This is a genomic window from Frankia sp. CcWB3, assembly GCF_977927595.1.
This window is the reverse complement of record NZ_CDWRCK010000042.1, coordinates 1-2,648: the sequence shown is the minus strand read 5'-3', so window position 1 is coordinate 2,648 and position 2,648 is coordinate 1. Positions and strand designations below refer to the sequence as shown.

At 70.7% G+C, this 2,648-nt stretch carries 2 protein-coding genes; one reads left to right on the top strand and one right to left on the bottom strand.

The window, feature by feature from the left end:
• Nucleotides 1-157 precede the first annotated feature (157 nt).
• On the top strand, nt 158-1,729 hold the full coding sequence (locus ACY5KJ_RS05525; RefSeq protein WP_462187064.1) for an aldehyde dehydrogenase family protein: 1,572 nt from the start codon (nt 158-160) through the stop codon (nt 1,727-1,729).
• A gap of 52 nt (nt 1,730-1,781) precedes the next feature.
• On the opposite strand, the gene ACY5KJ_RS05520 is transcribed toward ACY5KJ_RS05525, so the two are convergent.
• Nucleotides 1,782-2,540 (bottom strand): polysaccharide deacetylase family protein, encoded by a 759-nt coding sequence (locus tag ACY5KJ_RS05520; protein WP_462202914.1) that lies wholly within the window; start codon nt 2,538-2,540, stop codon nt 1,782-1,784.
• Between the last annotated feature and the right edge of the window lie 108 nt (nt 2,541-2,648).

The window sequence follows — 2,648 nt, the reverse complement described above, 5'->3', positions numbered from 1 at the left end:
GATCATTAGATATCGAGCAAGGGCGATGAGTGGCCACATGGCGGTTTATGCAGGAAATTACCGAGTGTTATTACACTGATACAGTCATCTAAGAACCCTCGAAATAGTGGGCCGCTTTGCCTGGCGTGATCGGCGGATGACCGTCAATATCACCGGTATGGCCGCAGCATCCAGCAGCTCCCAGCCACGACTCCACATTAAGCCGGGTACCACCTGGTCCGAGGCGTTCGCCACCTGCCGCCAGATTGCCCCCGAGGCGTTCGACGAGGACCGCCTCCGTAATCTCTGGGGCGGGCACTGGCATCGAACTGGAAACCCACTGCACAGCCTGTCCCCCGTCGACGGCACACCGATCGCCGGGCCCCCGATGATCGAGCTGGACGAGGCCCGGGAGGCGATCCGGGCCGCTCTCGACGACCACAAGCACTGGCGCGACGTGGCGCTGCCCGAGCGCAAGGCCCGGGTACGCGCCGCCGTCGACGCCATGGACGCCCACCGCGACCTGCTGGCTCTCCTGCTCGTCTGGGAGATCGGCAAGCCCTGGCGGCTGGCGCGCACCGACGTCGACCGTGCCCTCGACGGGGTGCGCTGGTACATCGACGAGATCGACGGCATGATCGCCGGGCGCACCCCGTTACCCGGTCCGGTGAGCAACATCGCCAGCTGGAACTACCCGATGAGCGTGCTCATGCATGCCGTGCTCGTCCAGATCCTCGCCGGCAACGGCACCATCGCCAAGACCCCGACCGACGGCGGCGCCGCCTGCCTGACGCTGGCGAGCGCGCTGGCCCGCCGGGAGGGTCTGCCGGTCTCGCTGGTCTCCGGATCGGGTTCCCGGCTGAGCTCGGCGCTGGTCCGCGCCCCCGAGATCGGCTGCCTGGCCTTCGTGGGCGGCCGGTCGGCGGCTGGCCAGGTCGCCGCCGCCCTGGTCGACACCGGTAAGCGCCACTTCCTCGAGCAGGAGGGCCTCAACGCCTGGGGCATCTGGGACTTCTCCCAGTGGGACGTGCTCGCCGCCCATCTGAAGAAGGGCTTCGAGTACGGCAAGCAGCGCTGCACCGCCTACCCCCGCTACGTCGTCCAGCGCCAACTGTTCGACAGGTTCCTCCAGATGTACCTGCCGGTGGTCTCCGGCGTCCGGTTCGGCCACCCCCTCGCTGTCGCCGACGACACCGACCCGCTGCCCGAGCTGGACTACGGCCCGGTCATCACCGCGGACAAGGCGACCGAGCTGGCCGCGAAGATCGACGAGGCGATCACGAAGGGCGGCGTGCCGATCTACCGCGGAGACCTCGCGGACGGCCGGTTCATCCCCGGGCAGGACACCTCCGCCTACGTGCCGCCGGTGGCGGTCCTGAGCCCGCCGGCGTCGTCTGCGCTGCACCACGCGGAGCCGTTCGGCCCGGTCGACACCATCGTCGTCGTCGACTCGGAGGCCGAACTGCTGGCGGCGATGAACGCCTCCAACGGCGCGCTGGTCGCCTCACTGGCCTGCGACGACGAGTCCCATGCCCCCCGGCTCGCCGGGGAACTGCAGGCGTTCAAGGTCGGAGTCAACAAGCCGCGCTCCCGCGGCGACCGGGACGAGCCGTTCGGTGGCCGCGGCGCCTCCTGGAAGGGGGCCTTCGTCGGCGGTGTCCATCTGGCCAGAGCCGTCACCGTGGGCGCGGACGCCGACGAGCGGCTCGTCGGCAACTTCCCGAGCTACTCCCTCTACCCGGCCGTCTGACCTGCCCAGCCGTCTGACCTGCCCGGCCGCTCCTGCCAGAAGGAGGATTCGGCTAGGCCGGCAGGCCGTGCTCGGCGAGTGGTCCGAGGCGCAGGCCGGCGTCGTCGCAGCACGCGGCGATCCCGGGCAGAGCCCCGAGCGCGCTGCGCCAGGCCTCGGGGGCCGATGTGCAGTCACAGTCGTGCAGCAGCACCGTGGCGCCCCCGCGCAGGTCGGGGGCGAGGGTGTCCAGCACGCTGCCCGGCGTCGCCTCGGCCGTCCAGTCGCGTCCCCACGCCGACCACAGGACGGGGCTGAGGTCGAGGCGGCGGGCCGCGACGAGCAGCCCGGCCGAAAGGATGCCGTGCGGCGGCCGGACGAACCGCGGCGCGCGACCGGTGATCTCGACGACCAGGTCCCGGGTGCGGGCGAGATGGTCGTGCGTGGAGCGGGGACCGCGCAACAGCATCGGGCGATGATCCCAGCCGTGCACGGCCAGCTCGTGCCCGGCGGCGGCCATCTCCCTCGCCAACGTCGGTGCACGTTCCAGCAGACCACCGAGGACGAAGAACGTCGCCCGCACGTCGAGTTCGGCGAGCACGTCGAGGAACTGCGGCGTGGACACCGGATCCGGACCATCGTCGAAGGTGAGCGCGACGTGATCAGGCGCGCCGAGCCCTGCGAGCGCCGGCGTCCACCGCAGCCGTAGTCGACGCAATGTGGTGAGCGACGGAATGCCGTAGGTGAACCCGGCCACGCCGCCCAGGGTCAACGCCGCGGCGGCAGTACGGCGGGCCATGGTGGGCCTGCGCGTCGCAACGGACCGCGTCATGGCGAAAACTCTGCCACAGATCCGGTCTCGCCTTCCGACCAGCACCCCCATGCCCGCCGCCACAGGGCAGCCCGCCGCCACAGGGCAGCCCGCCGCCATGGGTACTGC